19 protein-coding genes are annotated in these 19896 nt (G+C 66.6%); 11 read left to right on the forward strand and 8 right to left on the reverse strand.

Features of this window, described 5'->3' with window-relative positions:
- Positions 1-245 precede the first annotated feature (245 nt).
- The gene (locus GORHZ_RS25490; RefSeq protein WP_040533488.1) at positions 246-1805 is read right to left on the reverse strand and encodes a FadD3 family acyl-CoA ligase; all 1560 of its coding nucleotides are present in this window, start codon (positions 1803-1805) and stop codon (positions 246-248) included.
- 42 nt (positions 1806-1847) lie between these two features.
- On the opposite strand from GORHZ_RS25490, the gene GORHZ_RS25495 reads away from it, so the two are divergent.
- The 5 genes from GORHZ_RS25495 (at position 1848) to GORHZ_RS25515 (ending at position 7536) form a co-directional block, all read left to right on the forward strand.
- On the forward strand, positions 1848-3116 hold the full coding sequence (locus GORHZ_RS25495; RefSeq protein ID WP_006338220.1) for an acyl-CoA dehydrogenase family protein: 1269 nt from the start codon (positions 1848-1850) through the stop codon (positions 3114-3116).
- Positions 3113-3940, forward strand: coding sequence for an SDR family oxidoreductase (locus GORHZ_RS25500; protein WP_006338222.1), 828 nt, complete (start codon positions 3113-3115; stop codon positions 3938-3940). The genes GORHZ_RS25495 and GORHZ_RS25500 overlap by 4 nt, the downstream gene beginning before the upstream one ends.
- Positions 3941-3962: 22 nt before the next feature.
- Positions 3963-5120, forward strand: a complete 1158-nt coding sequence (locus GORHZ_RS25505; protein ID WP_006338223.1) for an acetyl-CoA C-acetyltransferase — start codon at positions 3963-3965, stop codon at positions 5118-5120.
- A gap of 226 nt (positions 5121-5346) precedes the next feature.
- Positions 5347-6855 carry an aldehyde dehydrogenase family protein gene (locus tag GORHZ_RS25510; protein WP_006338224.1) on the forward strand — a complete coding sequence of 503 codons (1509 nt, stop codon included), beginning with the start codon at positions 5347-5349 and terminating at the stop codon, positions 6853-6855.
- Between the two features lie 81 nt (positions 6856-6936).
- Positions 6937-7536, forward strand: a complete 600-nt coding sequence (locus GORHZ_RS25515) for a TetR/AcrR family transcriptional regulator (RefSeq protein ID WP_006338225.1) — start codon at positions 6937-6939, stop codon at positions 7534-7536.
- On the opposite strand, the gene GORHZ_RS25520 is transcribed toward GORHZ_RS25515, so the two are convergent.
- Positions 7533-7781, reverse strand: coding sequence for a hypothetical protein (locus GORHZ_RS25520; RefSeq protein ID WP_040533491.1), 249 nt, complete (start codon positions 7779-7781; stop codon positions 7533-7535). The genes GORHZ_RS25515 and GORHZ_RS25520 overlap by 4 nt on opposite strands.
- Positions 7782-7886: 105 nt before the next feature.
- Here GORHZ_RS25520 and GORHZ_RS25525 point away from each other — a divergent pair, with 105 nt between their 5' ends.
- Positions 7887-9479 carry an acyl-CoA synthetase gene (locus GORHZ_RS25525; protein WP_006338227.1) on the forward strand — a complete coding sequence of 531 codons (1593 nt, stop codon included), beginning with the start codon at positions 7887-7889 and terminating at the stop codon, positions 9477-9479.
- Between the two features lie 160 nt (positions 9480-9639).
- On the opposite strand, the gene GORHZ_RS25530 is transcribed toward GORHZ_RS25525, so the two are convergent.
- From GORHZ_RS25530 to echA20, 4 genes are read right to left on the reverse strand one after another with little or no spacing between them, the layout of a single operon-like run.
- Positions 9640-10731 carry an NAD(P)H-dependent flavin oxidoreductase gene (locus tag GORHZ_RS25530; protein WP_006338228.1) on the reverse strand — a complete coding sequence of 364 codons (1092 nt, stop codon included), beginning with the start codon at positions 10729-10731 and terminating at the stop codon, positions 9640-9642.
- Positions 10728-11483 carry a CoA-transferase subunit beta gene (locus GORHZ_RS25535; protein ID WP_006338229.1) on the reverse strand — a complete coding sequence of 252 codons (756 nt, stop codon included), beginning with the start codon at positions 11481-11483 and terminating at the stop codon, positions 10728-10730. The genes GORHZ_RS25530 and GORHZ_RS25535 overlap by 4 nt, the downstream gene beginning before the upstream one ends.
- A 50-nt stretch (positions 11484-11533) precedes the next feature.
- Positions 11534-12433 (reverse strand): CoA transferase subunit A, encoded by a 900-nt coding sequence (locus tag GORHZ_RS25540; protein WP_006338230.1) that lies wholly within the window; start codon positions 12431-12433, stop codon positions 11534-11536.
- Positions 12433-13257, reverse strand: a complete 825-nt coding sequence (gene echA20, locus GORHZ_RS25545; protein WP_006338231.1) for a (7aS)-7a-methyl-1,5-dioxo-2,3,5,6,7,7a-hexahydro-1H-indene-carboxyl-CoA hydrolase — start codon at positions 13255-13257, stop codon at positions 12433-12435. The genes GORHZ_RS25540 and echA20 overlap by 1 nt, the downstream gene beginning before the upstream one ends.
- A gap of 100 nt (positions 13258-13357) precedes the next feature.
- Between echA20 and GORHZ_RS25550 the strand changes: the two genes are divergently transcribed.
- From GORHZ_RS25550 to GORHZ_RS25565, 4 genes are all read left to right on the forward strand, one after another.
- Complete coding sequence (locus GORHZ_RS25550; protein ID WP_040533530.1) at positions 13358-14146, forward strand: SDR family oxidoreductase; 789 nt, start codon at positions 13358-13360, stop codon at positions 14144-14146.
- A gap of 39 nt (positions 14147-14185) precedes the next feature.
- Positions 14186-15088 (forward strand): SDR family oxidoreductase, encoded by a 903-nt coding sequence (locus GORHZ_RS25555; protein ID WP_040533532.1) that lies wholly within the window; start codon positions 14186-14188, stop codon positions 15086-15088.
- Positions 15085-15468, forward strand: coding sequence for a DUF8021 domain-containing protein (locus GORHZ_RS25560; RefSeq protein ID WP_006338234.1), 384 nt, complete (start codon positions 15085-15087; stop codon positions 15466-15468). The genes GORHZ_RS25555 and GORHZ_RS25560 overlap by 4 nt, the downstream gene beginning before the upstream one ends.
- A gap of 120 nt (positions 15469-15588) precedes the next feature.
- Complete coding sequence (locus GORHZ_RS25565) at positions 15589-16005, forward strand: DUF5313 domain-containing protein (RefSeq protein ID WP_051999077.1); 417 nt, start codon at positions 15589-15591, stop codon at positions 16003-16005.
- Positions 16006-16141: 136 nt separating this feature from the next.
- Here the strand turns inward: GORHZ_RS25565 and GORHZ_RS25570 are convergent, their stop codons facing one another.
- Positions 16142-16798, reverse strand: coding sequence for a GNAT family N-acetyltransferase (locus GORHZ_RS25570; RefSeq protein ID WP_006338236.1), 657 nt, complete (start codon positions 16796-16798; stop codon positions 16142-16144).
- 179 nt (positions 16799-16977) lie between these two features.
- On the opposite strand from GORHZ_RS25570, the gene fadD8 reads away from it, so the two are divergent.
- Entirely contained in the window at positions 16978-18618 is a 1641-nt protein-coding gene (fadD8, locus tag GORHZ_RS25575) for a fatty-acid--CoA ligase FadD8 (protein ID WP_006338237.1), read from the forward strand.
- Between the two features lie 12 nt (positions 18619-18630).
- Here fadD8 and GORHZ_RS25580 read toward each other — a convergent pair whose 3' ends face one another.
- A complete protein-coding gene (locus tag GORHZ_RS25580; protein WP_006338238.1) occupies positions 18631-19866 on the reverse strand; it encodes a cytochrome P450 in 1236 nt (411 codons plus the stop codon).
- Between the last annotated feature and the right edge of the window lie 30 nt (positions 19867-19896).

Consider the following 19896-nt stretch of genomic DNA (forward strand, 5'->3'; position numbering starts at 1 on the left):
TGGCCGGGTCGCCGATCACGTATGGGAGTGCATGGGGTCAGGTATTCTCGGCGTTCGTCCTCAGGACGCGGACCGGACGTGCAGTCGGGTACCTGCCTGCAAAGCGGCGACAACGCCCGATTTAATGACCGAACGCCTCGTCGGCGCGGCGGAGTTGGACGCCAATGAGATCGAGATCGGGGAGTCGTTCCGCGGTGTTCGACGGGGTGGCGGGGGGCGCGGCACGGGTTGGGGCGACGTCCGGGTCAGGTGAGGTTCCGTTTGAGGATCTTGCCGGCGGCGTTGCGGGGGAAGGCGTCCACAAAGACAACCGAGCGCGGCACTTTGAAGTTCGCGAGATGCTCCTCGCAGTAGGCGATCACCGAGGCCTCGTCGAGGCTCGATCCGTTGTGCACGGTGAGATAGGCTCGCCCCACCTCGCCCAGTCGCTCGTCGGGCACCCCGATCACCGCCGATTCGGTGACGCCGTCCAGCCGGGCCAGGGTCTGCTCGATCTCCGCCGGATAGACGTTGAAGCCGCCGCAGATGTACATGTCCTTGAGGCGGTCGGTGATCTTGAGGTTGCCGCGCTCGTCGATGGTGCCGATGTCCCCGGTGTGCAGCCAGCCGTCGTCATCGATGGCCTCCTTGGTGGCCACCGGGTCGTCGAGGTACCCGCGCATCACCATCTTTCCGCGGGCGAGCACCTCGCCCTGCTCGGACAACGTGAATTCCATTCCCGCGAAGGCGCGGCCACAGGTGTTGGCGACCGTTTCGTCGTCATCGTCGGGGGTGCAGGTGGACACGAAGCCGCTGCACTCGGTGAGGCCGTATGCGGTGATCACGGTGTCGACGCCGAGGTCGCTCTGCAGGCGCTCGACGAGGACTACCGGCACGATCGCCGCCCCGGTCACCACGAGCCGCAGCGATGACAGATCCACGTCAGCGCGGGTCGGGTCGTCGAGGATGGTCTGGAAGATCGTCGGGGCGCCGGGGAACACCGTCGCACGTTGGGTTGCCACGAGTTTCATCGCCTCGGTCGGTGAGTAGACGGCGAGGGGAAGCATTGTGGTGCCGAAGAGCACGCAGGGCAGAATTCCGGCCTTGTAGCCGAAGGTGTGGAAGTACGGGTTGACCATCAGATAGCGGTCATCGGGGGTCAGTCGTCCGTTCGCGCCCCACGCGTAGGCGCCCGCCAGTGTCTGTTGATGCTCGGCGAGAACACCTTTGGACTTCCCGGTGGTCCCGGAGGTGAACAGGATGTCGGAGATGTCCTCGGGCGCGACACGATCCGCTCGACGTTCGGCCTCGGCGAGGGCCTCGTCGGTGCTGCGGTCGAGGAAGTCGTCCCACGCCACGGCTCCCTCGGGTAGCGGGGACGACGCGTCGAGCATTACGCCCACAACGAGGTCGGGCATCACGGCGCGGTGTCCGCGCATCAGTTCGGTCAGATGGTCGTTGCCGAGGAACTCGCCGGACGCAAATACCGCCCGGGCGTCGGATCGTTCGATGATATCCATCGCCTCGCCGCCCGTGTAGCGGGTGTTCAGCGGCACCAGCGTCGCGCCCGCATAGTGCACGCCGAGCGCGGCGACGGGCCAGTGGTAGCTATTGGGTGCCCAGACGGCGACGCGGTCGCCGGGACGGACGCCCGATGTGATGAGCGCGCCCGCGAAATTGCGGACGGCGTCGGCGAACTGCGACCACGTCAGTTCCACGTGCGGAGTGTCCGATGATGGCCATTGATCGTCGACGATGGCGGCGCGGTCTGGCCAGGTCTGTGCAGCTCGGCGCAGGGCAGCAGGGGTCGTCCGGATCGCCTCCATGTGCCCAACCTAGCACTTGCTTGGTGCGCTAAGCTAGCCGTCATGACCTCGATCAACCTGGCCGACCGGACGGTGGACCTCGGTGAATGGGCGCGGTCGGTTCCCGATGCCGCCGAACAGTTCGCGGTGGCCGTCCGCGACTGGCTCGAGAAGAATCTCGTCGGCGATTTCGTGCATGTGAAGGGACGTGGTGGCCCCGGTAGCGAGCACGAGTTCTTCGACGACCGGCTCGCGTGGGACCGGCACCTATCAGCGGCCGGGTGGACCTGCCTCGGCTGGCCGACGCGGTACGGCGGACGAGGTGCGACGTTCGAACAGCGCATCATCTTCCATCAGGAGTACGCCCGCGCGAACGCTCCGGCGCGGGTCAATCATCTCGGCGAGGAACTCCTCGGGCCGACCTTGATCGAATTCGGCACCGAGGAGCAGAAGCGGCGATTCCTGCCGGGCATCGTCGACGTCACCGAGTTGTGGGCGCAGGGCTACTCCGAACCCGGGGCCGGCTCCGACCTCGCGGCCGTGTCCACCAGTGCGCAGCTCGACGACAGCGGCAAACACTGGGCAATCAACGGCCAGAAGGTGTGGACCTCGCTGGCTCATGTCGCGCAATGGTGTTTCGTCATCGCCCGCACGGAGAGCGGATCGCAGAGGCACCAGGGGCTGAGTTTCCTGTTGGTACCGCTGGACCAACCCGGTATCACCGTCCGGCCGATCCAGCAGTTCACCGGGACGTCGGAGTTCAACGAGGTGTTCTTCGACGACGCGGTGACCGACGCCGACCTGATCGTCGGTGCACCCGGCGACGGGTGGAAGGTCGCGATGGGGCTCCTTCAATTCGAGCGGGGAGTGTCCACCCTCGGCCAGCAGGTGGGTTTCGAGCGGGAGTGGCAGGAGTTGGCGGAGCTCGCCCGGCGCAACGGTGCGGCCGACAATCCGGAGATCGCCTCGCGGCTGACCCGCGCATGGATCGGGCTCACGGTGATGCGCGCCAATGCGCAGCGCACCCTGGCCGGCGACATCGTCTCCGGAACGGGAGCCGCATCGGTGTCGAAACTATTGTGGGCCAACTGGCATCGTGACCTCGGCGAGCTCGCGATGGCGATCGTCGGGGCACCGTCGTTACTCGGCCCGACGCACACGGTGGAGGGCGCCGAGAACGACATCACCAACCCGAACCACGTCGAACTCGACGAGTGGCAACGACTGTTCCTCTTCACCCGCGCCGATACGATCTACGGCGGCTCGAACGAGGTGCAGCGCAACATCATTGCCGAGCGTGTGCTCGGCCTACCTCGGGAGGCACGATCGTGACAGAAACCGCCGTCGACGCAACCGTGGCCCGATCGCCGCTGGCCACGCCGCCGGCCGAGACGCCCGGCCATGGCCTGTTGCTCGGCCGCAAGGTCGTCGTCACGGCCGCCGCCGGAACCGGCATCGGTTTCGCCACCGCCCGCCGTGCGCTGATGGAGGGCGCCGACGTGGTGATAAGCGACTGGCACGAACGGCGCCTTGATGAGGCCCGCGACAAGCTCGCGGCGGAGTTCACCGGTCAGACGGTCGGCCGGAACGTGTGCAACGTGCAGCAGTCTGCCGAGGTCGACGCGCTGATCGACTCGGCGGCAGACGAACTCGGCCGGATCGACGTCCTGGTCAATAATGCGGGCCTGGGAGGTGAGACGCCGGTGGCCGACATGACCGACGAGGAATGGGGCCGTGTCGTCGACATCACCCTCAACGGCACCTTCCGTGCCACCCGGGCCGCGCTGCGCTACTTCCGTGGTGTCGAGCACGGGGGAGTGATCGTGAACAACGCGTCCGTGCTCGGCTGGCGGGCTCAACGCGGGCAGGCGCATTACGCGGCTGCCAAAGCCGGGGTGATGGCGCTGACGCGCTGTTCGGCTGTGGAGGCCGCGGATTTCGGAGTTCGCATCAACGCCGTTGCGCCGTCGATCGCCAAACATCCGTTCCTCGCAAAGGTCACCCGCGACGAGCTCCTCGATGAGCTCGCATCGCGGGAGGCCTACGGCCGAGCCGCCGAAGTCTGGGAGGTCGCGGCCACCATCGCGATGCTCGCCAGCGACTACACCACCTATCTCACCGGCGAGGTCGTCTCGATCTCCAGCCAGCGTGCCTGACAACAGAATCGGAGCCCACGTGATGTCCACACCTCAGGCCTACATCATCGACGCCATCCGCACCCCGGTCGGAAAGCGCAACGGATCGCTTGCCAAGACCCACCCTGCCGACCTCGGTGCCCACGTCCTCTCGGCGCTGGTCGCGCGCACCGGCATCGACCCGAATGTCGTCGACGACGTGGTGTTCGGCTGCGTCGACGCCATCGGCCCGCAGGCCGGCAACATCGCCCGTACCGCGTGGCTGGCTGCCGGACTGCCACTGGCCATCCCCGGCACCACCGTCGATCGCCAGTGCGGGTCCTCCCAGCAGGCCATCCACTTCGCCGCGCAGGGGGTGATGAGCGGGACGCAGGACGTCGTCGTCGCGGGGGGTGTGCAGAACATGAGCGCCATCCCGATCTCGCAGGCAATGATCGCGGGACAGGAGTTCGGGTTCACCACTCCCACTGCGGAATCCGCCGGGTGGCGAGAACGGTTCGGCGACACCCCGATCTCGCAGTTCAACGGCGCGGACATGATGGCCACCAAGTGGGATATCACGCGCGAGGACATGGAGCGCTGGGCGCTGCAATCGCACGAGAGGGCCCGGACCGCGATCGCGGCCGGACGCTTCGAGAACGAGAACGTTCCGCTGGGCGACTGCCTGGTCGACGAATGTCCGCGTGAGACTTCGATGGCTAAGATGGCCGGGCTGTCGCCGCTGGCCGAGGGCTCGCGGCTCACCGCAGCGGTGTCGTCGCAGATCTCCGACGGCGCGTCGGCCACGTTGGTCGTCTCGGAGAAGGCGCTCAAGGAGTACGGCCTCACCCCGCGCGCCCGCATCCACCACATGTCGGTACGCGGCGACGATCCGGTGATGATGCTCTCCGCGCCGATCCCCGCGACGGCGTACGCGCTGGAGAAGGCAGGTCTGTCGATCGACGACATCGACGTTGTGGAGATCAACGAGGCGTTCGCGTCTGTCGTGCTGGCATGGCTGAAGGAGACCGGCGCGGACCCCGCGAAGGTCAACCGGAACGGCGGTGCGATCGCGTTGGGCCACCCGCTCGGCGCCACCGGGGCCAAGCTCTTCGCGACCCTACTCAACGAACTCGAACGCACCGGAGGCCGCTATGGCCTGCAGACCATGTGCGAGGGCGGCGGCACCTCCAACGTCACCATCATCGAAAGGCTCAGGTAAGGGCCGACCACCGGCAGCCAACATCGCCAACGCGCCCAGCACGAGGGCCGGGAGAAGCCAAAATCCTGCGCACTGACCTTCAAAGCCCGGCACGAATCCGGGCCGGCGATCAGGTATCTGACCACGGGTGTGGCCAGAACTACGTGATCTGACGCATACTGGGCTGTGAAGCGTGGGGGGTGTCGCTTGATGTCTCTCACAAACAGGCACTACGCGGAGGGACTCCATGACCAAGCCGGCAGAGATGAAGACATCGGCGGCGGCCGAGAACGTGTCGTCGGAAGAACACACGATGACCGAACTGCTGGAGATCCAGCGCGCGGCGTATCTGCGTGACGGAATCCCGGACGCGAGGACGCGGATCGACCGGATCACCCGGCTCTCGGCGCTCCTGCTCGACAACGCGGAGGAGATCTCGGAGGCGCACGAGGCCGACTTCGGGCACCGTCCGCGCGAGCTGACCATCGCCGCCGACGTCGTGGGCTGCATGCTCGACCTCACCCACCAGCGTCGCCACGTGAAGGAGTGGATGAAGGAGGAGAACGTCGCCCGACTGCAGGGGATCGGCGGCTTCAAGCAGCGTCTGCGCCACGACCCACTCGGCGTCGTGGGCATCATGGGTCCCTGGAACTTCCCGCTCCAGTTGACCTTCGTCCCGGCCGGTTCTGCTTTCGCTGCAGGCAACCGCGTGCTGCTCCGCCCGTCGTCGATTACCGCGCAGACCGCCGCCGTGATCGCCAAGCATGCGCCGAGCTACTTCTCGATCGAGGAATTCGCGGTCATCACCAGCGCGCACGGCTCTGGGTCGGACTTCGCGAAGCTGAAGGTCGACCACATGTTCTTCACCGGTTCGCCTGAGGTGGGTGCGTCGGTGGCGACCGAGGCCGCCAAGAACCTCATCCCGGTCACCTTGGAACTCGGCGGGAAGAACCCCGCGGTCGTCGATGTGGACGCCGACATCGACAAGGCTGCGAAGTTCCTCGCGGACGCGCGCATGGTCAACGGCGGTCAGGTCTGCCTGTGCCCCGACTACGTGTTCGTACCGGAGGCGAAGGTCGGCGAGTTCACCGAGAAGGTGATCGCCCGGTGGAAGGACAAGTTCCCGACGATCCGCTCCAACCGTGAGTACACCTCGACGATCAACGAGAAGAACTTCAACCGCATCGTCGGACTGATCGAGGACGCCGAGCAGCTCGGTGCGACCAAGCATCAGGTCATCCCCGTCGGTGAGTCGCTGCCGGATGCCGAGCTCCGCAAGATCCCGCCGACAGTACTCACCGGGGTCAAGGCCGGGATGAAGATCGAGGAGGACGAGGTCTTCGGTCCGGTGCTCACCGTGTACCCGTACCGGGAGCTCTCCGAGGTGATCAGCCACATCAGTAGCCATCCGCACCCGCTGACGATGTATTGGTCCGGCGATGACAACAAGCGCCTCGCCGAACTCGCCGACCGCACCAACAGCGGGTCCATCAACGCGAACGACTTCGCCACCAACCTGTTCAGCGGCGGGCTGCCGTTCGGTGGTGTCGGCAAGAGCGGTATGGGCAGCTATCACGGCAAGTTCGGTTTCGAGACTTTCAGTCACGCCCGCGCGGTGACGGTGTCGAAACTGCCGCTGTCGGTCGCCGAGATGATGTCCCCGCCGTTCACCGATCAGGATCGGAAGATGACCAACGGTCAGCTGAAGATGTGGAGCTGGCTGAATCGGCGGGCGGCCAAGAAGGTGAAGAAGTAAAGCCCACGAGTCACTGAGACCACCCGCCTGGCCGGGCTTGCTCACCAGCAGGCCCGGCCAAGCGCTTGCTAGGGTGGTTCAATGGCACCACGCGGCACCGTTTCTGGCTCCACCAGGCGTGACGAGCTCCTTGCGACCGCGGGCAAGATGTTCGCCGAACAGGGGCTGCGCTCGACGACGGTCCGTGACATCGCCGACGCCGCCGGCATCCTCTCCGGGAGTTTGTACCACCATTTCGACTCCAAGGAGTCGATGGTCGACGAGATCCTGCGCGGATTCCTTGACGGCCTGTTCGACCGGTACCGTGCCATCGCCGCGTCGGGTCTCTCGGCGACCGACACATTACGGCAACTCGTGGTCGCGTCCTTCGAGTCGATCGATGCCCAGCGCAACGCCGTCGCGATCTATCAGGACGAGGCCAAACGCCTTGCCGCACAAGATCGCTTTTCCTACATCGGCGAGCTCAACACGGAGTTCCGCGAGCTGTGGCGCGCCGTGCTCCAGCGCGGCGTCGACGACGGTGAGTTCCGTATCGACCTCGACGTCGAGCTCGCCTACCGTTTCCTGCGTGACACCGTGTGGGTGGCGGTCCGGTGGTATCGCCCGGGTGGGGCGCTGTCGGCCGATGACATCGCCGACCAATACCTGTCGATCGTGCTCAACGGCATCCTGCCGCGCTAGCCGTCGATCGTGCGCACCCCAACGTCCATCGCGCACGCCTCAACGTCGATCGTGCGCGCCCCAGCGTCGATCGTGCGCGCCTCAACGTCGATCGTGCGCGCCCCAGCGTCGATCGTGCGCGCCTCAACGTCGATCGTGCGCGCCCCAGCGTCGATCGTGCGCGCCTCAACGTCGATCGTGCGCGCCCCAGCGTCGATCGTGCGCACCTCGGCGCGGCCGTGCACGGTCGACGGAATTTCGTGCACGGTCGACGGGGTTGTCGCGTGTCGACCGTGCGGCCTCGGAGCTTCGGTCGTCCGCACCCGCCGGTTGATAGTGTGACCTGGGTTACGAGCATCGGAGGTTAGGTCATGGCGGAGGGTTTCACCCCGGAGACAACCGCGGCGGTCGCGACGGCGCGCCAACAGACGCTCGGCGATCTGCTGCGCCGCACCGCACTGCGTGTCCCGGGCAAGGCGGCGGTCATCAACGGTGACACGACGTTGACCTTCTCCGAGTTCGACACGGCGGTGAACCAGTGCGCGAACGCCCTCACGGCGCGTGGCCTGGTCAAGGGAGATCGTCTCGCCCTGGTCAGCCACAACTGCTGGCAGTTCGCGACCGTGCACTATGCGACCGCGCGTCTCGGTGTCGTCCTGGTTCCGGTGAACTTCGGGCTGGGAGCCGAGGAGATCGCATTTATCCTCGACCATTCCGGCTCGCGGATGGTGGTGGCCGAGGATGCACTGGTCCCGACGGTGGCCAAGGCCATGGAATTGTCCGGGCTCGCCGACGCGACCCGCGGCTACATCGCGATGGGCGCAACCGCGCCGGCCGAGGGCTGGGAGAACGTCGACGACTGGATCTCCGGGGATGCCACCGCGCCTGCGGTCGCGGTAGCCGACGACGACCCGCTGCGGCTGATGTACACCTCGGGTACCGAGTCGAGGCCGAAGGGTGTCCTATTGTCTTCGAAATCGTTGATCAGCCAATATGTTTCATGCGTCATCGACGGTGGGATGGCTGGTGACGACGTCGAGATCCATTCGCTGCCGCTCTACCATTGCGCACAGCTGGACTGCTTCCTGTCGGTGGACGTCTACCTCGGTGCAACCAGTATTATCCTGCCGGCCCCGGATCCGGCGTCGATCCTCGAGACCATCGAGTCGCGAAAGGTGACCAAGCTGTTCTGCCCACCGACCGTGTGGATCTCGCTGCTGCGGCATCCCGATTTCGATCACCGCGACCTGTCGTCATTGCGCAAGGGCTACTACGGCGCATCGGCGATGCCGGTCGAGGTACTGCGCGAACTGTCGCAAAGACTTCCCGACGTGAGTCTGTGGAACTTCTACGGACAGACCGAGATGTCCCCGTTGGCAACGATTCTGCTTCCTCATGAACAGCTCGAGCGCGCCGGGTCGGCCGGCCGGGCGGCACTCAACGTCGAAACGAGGGTCGTCGACGACGAGGACAACCCGGTCCCGACCGGTGAAGTCGGCGAGATCGTCCATCGCAGCCCGCATGCCTGCCTCGGCTACTACAACGACGAGGAGAAAACCGCCGCGGCCTTCCGCAACGGGTGGTTCCACTCCGGTGACCTCGGCATCATCGACGCCGACGGCTACCTCTCGGTCGTGGACCGGAAGAAGGACATGATCAAGACCGGCGGCGAGAACGTCGCATCCCGCGAGGTCGAGGAAGCCATCTATCTGCTCGACGGGGTGGCCGAGGTCGCGGTCTTCGGTGTGCCGCACCCGAAGTGGATCGAAGCGGTCACCGCGGTCATCGTGCCGAAGGAAGGTGTGACACTCACCGAGGAGCAGGTCGACGAGCACCTGGCGGGTGTCCTCGCCGGCTACAAGCGGCCGAAGTATGTCGTGTTCGCCGACGCGCTGCCGAAGAACCCGAGCGGCAAGATCCTGAAGAAGGACCTGCGGGTTCGTCACGCTGATATCGCCGGTTGAGTGGCTGGTCCTGGCTGTGGTCGCGGTGTGAGAGGCGTTCGGCGACGATAGTTGTCGCCGGGCATCGCTGGCACCGCGGCTGTAGCAGGTCGGGTGTGCGGCTGAGACCAGCGGGGGTGGGGTGGTTACTCGACCAGCGAGGGTGGCGGGGCGGGGCAGGTCATCCGAGTGAGCTGAGAACTTTCAGCCGCATATGCGCTTGCATCATGATCGACTGGATCAGCTCGTCGCAACTCGGTAGATCGTCGATCACGCCCACAACCTGACCCGACGCCAACACACCGGCCGCGGTGTTGCCCTCGACGAGTCCGGCGCGTAGCAGCATCGGTGTGTTGCCGGCCATGATGACCTGCTCCCAGGTCCGCTCGCCCGAGCGGCGCATGGTGCGGCCGTCGCGCAGCATCGTCGTCCACTTCATGCCCGTCAGCTGCTTGAACTCGTTGGCGTTCCGCGCCGCGGCGTAGAGCGACTTGATCCGGCTCCCGCTCTCCAGCGCTTCCACGAGCGGGGTGCGTAGTACCCGGTGCGGCACGCCGTCGACCTTGCGCGACACCACGGTGTCGCCAAGCCCGCGCGCGAGGTACTCCTGCTTGACCGCGTCCGGCACCGCACTGTCCGACGTCAAGAGGAACCGCGTGCCCATCGCGATACCCTCCGCGCCGTAGGCCAACGCGGCCACCAGCCCGCGGCCGTCGAAGAATCCGCCGGCTGCGACGACCGGCATCTCGACCCCCTTTTGTGCCAACGCGTCCAGTACCGACGGCAACAGCAGCGTCGTCGCAACCGGCCCGGTGTGGCCGCCGCCCTCACCACCCTGCACGATCACCGCGTCGGCACCCCACGACGCCACCTTGACCGCATGCTTGGCGGCACCGATCGACGGAATCACGACCACGCCGTGGTCCTTCAGCTTGGCGATCAGATCCTGCTTGGGTGCGAGCGCGAACGACGCGATCTTGACGTGTTCTCGGATGATGAGATCGATCCGCTCGGCGGCGTCGGTGGCGTCGGCGCGGATGTTCACCCCGAAGGGTTTGTCGGTCAATGATTTCGTCTTCGCGATCGCCGCCTCGAGCTCGCCGAAGGTCATCGTCGCCGACGCCAGGATGCCCAGACCGCCCGCATTCGACGTGGCCGAGGTCAGCGACGGCCCGGACACCCAGCCCATCCCGGTCTGCACGATCGGGTACTCGACGCCGACGAGTTCGGTGAACCGGGTGGTCATCCCGGCGGCGCGCGCGGTTGAGGTCATTTCACTTCTCGATTCCGGACACCCTTGGGATCGAGGAGATCTCGGATGAGCGTGAGTTCCTCGGCGGTCGGCATGCGGGTCGACGGGGCAGTGCTTAGTTCGGCGATCTCGAATCCGGTGTTGTCGGCGACCTCCTCGGCGCTGACGCCCGGATGCAGCGACCGCGCCCGCATCGTGTGGTCCGGGCCGTCGAAATCGAAGACGCCGAGATTGGTGACGACACGGTGGATGTGGTGATACCGGAACGCCGGATTGTCCGGGTCGACCCGGTCGTAACCCACCCCGCACACGATGTCGACCTCGTCGGTGAACACCCGCGGCGAGTGGCGGGCGACCCAGTAGCTTGTCGGGTGATTGAGGGTGTTGCCCGGCGCGCCACGTGAACCGAACATCTGACGCGTCGGCTGCTGCAGTGGCCCGAACGCCGACAGGTTCTGATTGCCGAACCGGTCGATCTGGTTGGCGCCCATGACCACATGGCGTCGGCCGGACGCCACCACGTCGAACACCTTCCGGAACGGCATCCATCCTTCGATCGGGCCCGACTTCCCGATGGCGGGGGTATCGGCCAAGATCAGTGCCTCGCCGTCGGTGATGAGCAGATCGGGTTCGGTGGTGAGTCGGGCAAGACGGGCGCCCAACAAGGGTATGGGCGCCATCGGCGAGGCCATGATCTCGCCTGCACCGGAGAAGATCTCGGCGCAGGCGACGACGCAGATCTCGGCGCGGGTGGTTTCTACAGGCTCAACCATCGGGGAAGAAGGCTCAACCATCGGGGAAGGTGACATCCCGGCTGTGGTGTTCACTGCTGATCCTCCTGTGCGCCTTGCCATTCGGTCACCGCGCGTTGATAGTCGGCCTCGTCGACCTCGAGGAACCGCTTCGAGAACGCCGCCCATTGCTCAGGGGTCTTGGCGGACTCGACGTAGAACCGCTGGAATCTCTCATCCCTGCCGTACTCGCCCGCAAACGTGAAGTGTGCTCCGTTCGGCGTGTGCACGACCCGCTCCACGTTCATGCGGTTCAGCAGCAGTCGTTGCGTCGGAACGCTTTTCACCAGTACCTCGGTGGAGACCAGTTGATCGGTCTCGAGGTAGCGACGATCGGCGGCGGCGCAGTACAGGTCGTCCATGTACGGGTCGACACCGGTGTAGGCGGCGTTGCCGCGCGAGTCGGCGAGATCGAGGTGGACGAAGGCGGCGTCGAGTCGCAACGCGGGCATGGCGATCAGTGTCTCTGCGCGACCGTCGAAGTCCGGATAAGGGGAGGTGACCGTCTTCAGCTCACCCTCCCAGAAGGTCGGCACGTCGGAGCCGAGGCCCGCGCGGATCGGGAGGAACGGGAGCCGTGCGGCGGCGGCCTCGAGTCCGCACTTCACCATGCCCTCGTCCATCTCGCGGGCCTCGATGGAACCGGAGGTACGCGCCGCCGCGAACCACGGGTCATAGAACGGCGCGGAGTCCAAGGACACGAAACCGTAGTAGGCGCGGCGCACCTTGCCTGCGGCGCACAGTAATCCGATGTCGGGCCCGCCGTAGGTGACGACGGTCAGATCGGTGACGTCGGAGCGGGCCAGGGCGCGCACGAGCGCCATCGGTTTGCGGCGTGAACCCCAGCCGCCGATGCCGATCGTCATTCCGTCGCGCAACTCACCGATGACGTCGTCGAGGGTGCTGGTCTTGTCGGTGGGTGCCGGTGTCATCAGGCATGGCCTCCATTGGCGTTCAACGCCTGACCCGTGGTTGATTGGGCCCGCTCGCTGCGCTCCCGGCGCCCGGCGGCGACGAAGGCGTCCCGATGCTCATCGGCGACTCCGGCAAGATTCAGCTCGAACGTGTAGCCCTGCTCGAGGCGGTAACTGCTCTTCACGTCGACCGGGTCGATGTGGTTGATGGCCTCCTTCGCCGCCCGGATGACCCGGGTGTCCTTGGCCGCGATCTTCTCGGCGACCTCCATCGCCGCGTCGAGGAGTTGCTCGCGCGGCACCACGCGGTACACCGACCCGAAGTGTTCGAGTTGCTGGGCGGTGACATTCTGCGCCGTGTAGTAGAGGGTGCGCATCAGGTGCTGCGGCACGAGCCGGGCCAGATGGGTGGCCGCGCCCAGAGCGCCACGGTCGACCTCGGGGAGACCGAACACCGCGTCATCGGAGGCGACGATGACGTCCGCATTGCCGACCAGCCCGATGCCGCCGCCGACGCAGAAGCCGTTGACCGCCACGATGACCGGTACCGCGCAGTCGTAGACCGCTGCGAACGCCGCCGCGCATCCGTGATTGGCGCCGATCAGGGCGTCGAAACCGTCGGTCGACTGCATCTCCTTGATGTCGACGCCCGCATTGAATCCGCGGCCCTCGGCTCGGAGGATCACCACATGTGTGGCCGGGTCGTCGCCGGCCGCGGTGATCGCATCGGCCAACTCGAACCATGCCGCCGACGGCAGGGCGTTGACCGGGGGATAGTCCACCGTCACCGTCACGATGCCGGTCGCGGCACCGCTGTCGGTGCGTGTCGTGGTGATCGGCACACCCGCTCCTTTCGAAGGATTGCAGACCGACCAAGCAAGTGCTTGGTTGTTTGGTAGGGTAGCACTCATGAACGCGCAGTCACAGGCGGCGGAGCGCCCCATGGGTTCACCCGCGGACGCCGAGCGCTCCATCGACCTGGGCCTCGAGAAGGCGGTCGTTCTGGTGACAGGCGGCACGAAGGGCGTCGGGGCCGGCATCGCGCGCGTGTTGGCCGAACTCGGTGCGGTACCGGTTGTCTGTGGCCGCAACCGGGTAGCGGACCTGGATTGCGAGTTCGTGTCGTGCGACGTTCGCGACGCCGATGCGGTCGACGCGATGGTCGCAGGCGTCGTCGAGACGCACGGACGTCTCGACGGCGTGGTCAACAACGCGGGTGGATCACCGTTCGCACTCGCCGCCGACGCCTCACCGCGCTTCGCGTCGAAGATCGTTGAGCTGAACCTGCTGGCGCCGCTCACGGTCGCCCGCGCCGCGCACGCGGTGATGCGCCATCAGGACGGTGGTGGCGCGATCGTCAACGTGTCCAGTGTGAGTGGGCATCGGCCCTCGCCCGGCACGTCGGCCTACGGCGCCGCCAAAGCGGGGCTTGACAACGCGATCACGTCGCTGGCCATCGAATGGGCGCCCCGGGTGCGGATCAACTCCGTGGTGTGCGGGTCGGTCCTCACCGAACGGGCGCACCTGCATTTCGGCGACGATGCGGGCGTGGCCGCGGTGGGAGCGACGATCCCCATGGGTCGGCTCGCGATGCCGGAGGATGTCGGTAACGCCGTCGCCTTCCTGCTCAGTCCACTCGCCGGATACATCACCGGCTCGACGCTGACCGTGCACGGCGGGGGCGAGAAGCCTGCCTTCCTGGCCGCGGCCACCGCGGGCAACCCGATGTGAGCGCCGACCGTACGAAACGCTTCGATGAAGGGAAAGGTCTTGACGGACAAGCTGAATGAGGGTCGGGTGGCGATCGTGACCGGTGCAGGACGGGGCATCGGACGCGCTCACGCGCTGGCCTTCGCCGCAGACGGCGCGCGGGTCGTGGTCAACGACTTCGACGCCGACTCCGCTCACGCGGTCGTGGCGGAGATCGTCGCCGCCGGCGGTGAGGCCGTCGCCGCGGTGGGAGACGTCGCCGACTGGGCGGGCGGGGCCGCACTGGTCGACGACGCCATCGCGCGATTCGGTCGCCTCGACATCCTGGTCAACAACGCCGGTTTCGTCCGGGACCGGATGCTGGTCGCGATGTCCGAGGACGAATGGGACGCCGTGGTGCGGGTGCATCTCAAGGGACATTTCGTGACGCTGCACCATGCCGCCGCCCACTGGCGCGCCGAGTCGAAGGCCGGTCGAACGCCGAGTGCCCGGATCATCAACACGACGTCGGGCGCCGGGCTGTTCGGATCCGTCGGGCAGGGGAATTACGTCGCCGCCAAGGCGGGTATCGCGGCATTGACCATCCAGGCCGCCGCCGAACTCGGCGGTTACGGGGTGAGGGTGAACGCGATCGCGCCGTCGGCGCGTACCCAGATGACGATGGGTGCGGGAGAGGCGATGGCCGCGCAGATGGCCGCGCCGACGGACGGGTCGTTCGACGTGATGGACCCGGCCAACATCTCACCGCTCGTGGTCTGGCTCGGTTCGCCGGAGTCGTCGGCGGTGACCGGGCGGGTCTTCGAGGTCGAGGGCGGGCGCATCACCGTCGTCGACGGGTGGCAGCGCAGCGCCGAGCACGACATCGGATCACGTTGGACGCCCGGCGAATTGGGCCCCGTCGTCGAGGAGATGCTGGCCAAGGCGCCGCACCCGGTACCGGTCTACGGCGCGCGGGCGCAGTGAACCCGAACGTTGATCCCCAGCGCGCCGCCGAGCGGGTCGCGGCCGCGAAGGCCTACGTCGATGCGCTGGTCAGCCACGACCCGTCCGGTGTTGCGCTGCACCCGGATTGCACGCGGGTCGAGCTGGGCGTCAAGACCGGCCGCAACGGCGCGCATGTCGCCCGCACTCTGGCCCGCGGGCCGCAGTTCCGGCTGATCCATCGGATCAGCGACTTCACCGCAGACGTCGACGGCCACATGGTCTCGACCCGTTACTGGGTCCACGTGCGCCCGAAACGGCTGGGCCTCGCGGCGCACGTCGTCGAGTCCTTCGTGGTCGATGAGGACAACCGGATCCGCGCGATCGTCGCGCGATTCGGGCTGCCCCGTCGCAGGGCCTGAGCGGGTCGCGGACGGCCGCCGCGAACCGGACAAGACGGGCGCGTTGCCTACGTCACATTTGGACTATGTGCACTATTTGGTCGTGTACGATCAATTCTCATGACGGGTTATACTGCGGCGATGACATCGCCCGACGGACAGGTAGTGGACTCCGGGGAATCACGTCCCCACGGGTGGCAGTACGTGAAGTACGCCTACGGCGCGAAGCTTCCTGCGTCCATGAACGCATGGGTGGAGAACGATCTCGCCGGCCCCGGCGCGGCGACCCGGATGGTGGCGCGCTGGGCGGTGCCCTGCATGGTCCTGCTCGTCCCGATGCTGTTCGTACCGGCGGACTGGTTCGTGCGGTTCAATATGACGCTGCCGATCCTCATTCAGTACGTCTTCTTCTCGGTGGTGCTCAACCGCGTCTACCGGCGCCATCGCCTCAGCCAGCACGGCCTCGATCCCGAGCTGGCCAACCGCCTGCAGAAGGAGAAGGACGCCGACCTGCACGAGGAGTACCTGCGCAAGTACCGGGGCCGCCCGCACGCATGACGTGCTCCGTGTTCCCGGGCGAGCGGAAATCCGTCGCGCCGCCCGAGGGCAACCCATGACAAATGCCCGCGCGAACCTCGGTTCGCGCGGGCATCGTCTGTTTCAGGGCCCGGGTTGGGTCGGCGCGACCCTCCGATCAGGAGCTGGGTGCCCGGACCACCATCGGGACGCCGGGGAACAAGGCCGCCATCTCCGAGCGCGACTTCCGCAGGCAGGCCGTGCCGTATCCCTTCTTGCGATGCTCCGGGTGAATCCAGATTCGAACGTCCACCTCACCGTTGGTGAGTTCGCCGAAGACCAGTCCGACCTTCTCATCGCCCTCGACACCGACCAGCCACACCGCATCCTCGTTCTCGACGCGTTCGGTGCCCTTGGCGATCTCCTCGCTCACCTCACCCGCCGGCGTGCCCGACCCGTCGCCGGCCACCTTGAGCTCCTCGGTGCGCACCGTGAAGATATCCGCGTCCTCGGTGGGGGAGAAGACCCGCAGTTCGAGGGTGTCGCCGCTGCTGGCGGGGCGTTCGGCGAGCGTGAACGTGAGCGCGTTGTTCAGGTCCTCGAGCTCGGCCAGGTTCTTGCGCCGCTCGTCCTTGGTCAGCTGATAGAAGGACATGCCCAGGATCGCCTCGGCGCCCAGGGTCGACTTGTCGAGCAGTGTGGCGATCGCCGAGACCGCCTCCTCGCGGTTCTCGGCGTCGACGATGGCGTCGAGCACCTCGTGGCGACGTTCGAAGGCGGTCAGGAGGGCGTCGGTGATGTCGCGGCGGGTGGTCGCAAGATCCAGATCGGTCATGATGTGGATCCTAGTTCAGTGTCGCCGCGTATGCCGTGGCGGACGCAACCCGGAATTCCATCAAATAGAACATGTTCGTCTGCCAAGTTCGCCCTGATGATTCAGGGTAAGTGCATGTCAAGACTATTTTGTGATGGATCGTCTACCGCAAATCTGTAACACGTCCTAGTGTGGTGTGCATGACTGACGGACGTGACGCGACCTCGGAGTTCGACCATCTGCGCGGCGGCACCCATCTCGGTGACCTTCTGGTGGCGGCGTTGCGCAGGCACGCCGCACGTAGAGTGCTCGTCCTCGGCGACACCGAGCTCACCGGGCGCGAGATGGCCGACGCGATCAGCCGCTATCAGCAGGCGTTCGAGGCGCTCGGCGCCGGTACCGGCTCGACCGTCGGGTTGCTGGCGCTCAACCGGCCCGAGGTCTTGCTGGTCATCGGTGCCGGACAGACCCAGGGCTGGCGCCGGACGGCGCTGCATCCGCTCGGTTCGCTCGACGACCACGCCTACGTCCTCGCCGACGCGGGTGTCACCACCCTCGTGATCGATCCGATCCCGATGTTCGTCGAGCGTGCCGTCGCCCTCGTCGAACGCGTGGACAGCCTCAAACAGGTGCTGACCCTCGGCCCTGTCCCCCAGGCGCTCGCCGCGGTCGGCCGCGACGTCATCGCCGAGGCGCAGAACTTCCCGCCGAAGCCGCTCGTCGCCGCCGAACTCCCACCCGACCACATCGTCTCGATCACCTACACCGGCGGCACCACCGGCAAGCCGAAGGGCGTCATCGGCACCGCGCGGGCGATGTCGACGATGACCCAGATCCAGCTATCGGAGTGGGAATGGCCGGACAATCCCCGTTTCCTGATGTGCACGCCGCTCTCCCACGCCGGTGCGGCCTTCTTCGTGCCGACCCTGATCAAGGGTGGGTCGATGGTCGTGCTGGCGAGGTTCGATCCCGCGGAGGTGCTGCGGACCATCGAACAACAGCGGATCACCGCGACGATGCTGGTGCCGTCGATGCTGTATGCGCTACTCGACCACCCGGACTCACAGACCCGCGACCTGTCGTCGTTGGAGACGGTGTATTACGGTGCGTCCCCGATCAATCCGGTCCGGCTTGCCGAGGCCGTCGAGCGGTTCGGGCCGATCTTCGCACAGTATTACGGCCAGTCCGAGGCGCCGATGGTGATCAGCTATCTCGGCAAGAACGATCATCCGAAACCGGGCGAGGATCCCCGTCGGCTCAGCAGTTGCGGTCGGCCGTCGGCCTTTCTGCGGACCGCATTGCTCGGGCCCGACGACAAGCCGGTGGCCCCAGGTGAACCGGGCGAGATCTGTGTCGCGGGACCGCTTCTGGCGGGCGGCTATTGGGGGTTACCCGAGCAGACCGCGGAGACCTTCCGCGATGGCTGGCTGCGCACCGGCGACGTCGCCCGCGAGGACGCCGACGGTTTCTGGTACATCGTCGACCGCACCAAGGACATGATCGTCACCGGCGGCTTCAACGTCTTCCCCCGCGAGGTGGAAGACGTTGTCGCCGAACATCCCTCGGTGGGTCAGGTAGGCGTGATCGGGGTGCCCGACGACAAATGGGGGGAGGCGGTCACCGCCGTCGTCGTGCTGCGCGCCGACGCCGACGGCAGCGACGCGAGCCGCGAGCGCATCACCGGCGAGATCCAGCAGGCGGTCAAGGACCGCAAGGGAGCGGTGCAGGCGCCCAAGCGGGTGATCTTCGCCGGAGCGCTGCCGCTCACCGCACTGGGCAAGCCTGACAAGAAGGCGCTGCGCGCGCAGTTCTGGGAGACCGCCGGGCGTGGCGTCGGCTGATCATCTGGCTGATCATCCCGAATAGGACACCCGTAACTCCTTGACGCCGTGCAGCCACCCCGACCGGACCCGACGTGGTTCGGCCAGCTTCGCCATGTCGGGGACGAGGTCGGCCAGCGTGTTGAACATCAGGTTCACCTCGAGCCGCGCGAGATTGGCGCCGATGCAGAAGTGAGCGCCGTTGCCGCCGAAGCTCAGATGCGGGTTCGGGTCGCGGGTGATGTCGAAGGTGAACGGGTCGTCGAAGACCGTCTCGTCGTAATTGGCCGAGCTGTAGAACAATCCGACCCGCTGCCCGGTGGTGATCGCCACCCCGCCGACCTCGGTGTCGGTCATCGCGGTGCGCTGGAAGCAGTGCACCGGTGTTGCCCAGCGGATGATCTCGTCGACGGCCGTCACCGGCCGGTCCCGCCGGAAGAGCTCCCACTGTGCGGGATGGTCGAGAAAAGCGTTGACGCCGTGCGTGATCGCGTTGCGGGTCGTCTCGTTGCCGGCGATGACGAGCAGCATGACGAAGAAGCCGAACTCGATGTCGCTCAGCGCGTGCCCGTCGATGTCGGCCTGCACCAGCGTGGTGACGAGGTCGTCGCGGGGATGGGCGCGTCGGTCGTCGGCCATGTCGAACGCGTAGGCGAGTAACTCGACATTCGCGGTGAAAGGGTCGTATTTGATGTCGGGGTCCTCGCCGTTGGTCATGGCGTCGGCGAGGTCGCACAGGTAACCGCGGTCGGCCGCCGGGACGCCGAGGAGATCGAGGATCGCGCGCAGCGGCAGATGGATCGCGACGTCCTCGACGAAGTTGCCGGCGCCCTTCTCGGCCGCCGCGGCCACGATCTCGCGGGCCTCGGCTGCCAGCCGCTCCTCGAGTGAGGACACGGCCCGCGGGGTGAACATGCGCGAGACGATCTTGCGCATCCGGGTGTGTTCCGGCGGATCCATGTTCAGCAGGAACGCCCGCGACCCCTCGATCTGCTCCCGGGACGCGTACTCCGGGAACCGCATCAGCGCGCCCTTCTCGCGGTTGGACCACGTGGTGGTGTCCTTGGAGATCGCCCGGATGTCGGCGTGCCGGCTGATCACCCAGAACCCCTCGTCATCGAAGAATGCCGGGCCGATGGACTGCGGATTCCACCAGACCGGTGCCGTCGCGCGTCGTTCCGCGAACTCCGCCAGTGGCAGCCCGCGTTCGAGCAGATCCGGGTCGGTGAAGTCGATGTCGTCGGTGCGCCGGGTGGTCGAAGTGGTCATGGCGTCCTCGCGATCCCGTGTGTGGTTGCT

It is taken from the genome of Gordonia rhizosphera NBRC 16068 (genome assembly GCF_000298195.1).
Taxonomy (GTDB): domain Bacteria; phylum Actinomycetota; class Actinomycetes; order Mycobacteriales; family Mycobacteriaceae; genus Gordonia; species Gordonia rhizosphera.